The 349-nt window shown below is 65.6% G+C and carries 1 protein-coding gene; it reads left to right on the top strand.

From position 1 onward, the window contains the following. Positions 1-349 (top strand): cysteine hydrolase family protein (locus tag ACLJNW_RS23750; protein ID WP_410961165.1); only part of this gene is annotated, 349 nt, incomplete at both ends.

Here is a 349-nt window from a genome sequence, read left to right as displayed (position 1 = left end):
TCACAAGCTGTCGGAGATGCACCTGCCCAAGGGCAGCCCGGACGCCAGGGTGATCGACGCCCTGGAGCCGACCGCCAACGAGATCGTGCTGCCGAAGACTTCTTCCGGCGTTTTCAACTCCACCGCCATCGACTACGTACTGCGCAACCTCGGCACCCGCCACCTGATCGTCTGCGGGGTGGTCACCGACCAGTGCGTGGACATGGCCGTGCGCGATGCCGCCGACCGCGGTTACCTGGTCACCCTGGTCGAGGATGCCTGCGCCACCCATACCCCGGAACGCCACCAGGCCTGCCTGGAAGCGATCAAGGGCTACTGCTGGATCAGCGACACCGAGACCGTCCTGCAA

Origin of the sequence: Salmonella sp. SAL4457 (assembly GCF_046548235.1) — a bacterium.
Taxonomy (GTDB): Bacteria; Pseudomonadota; Gammaproteobacteria; order Enterobacterales; family Enterobacteriaceae; genus Salmonella; species Salmonella enterica.
Note: the sequence above shows the minus strand (reverse complement) of the source record. Positions and strands in the feature narration are given on the sequence as shown.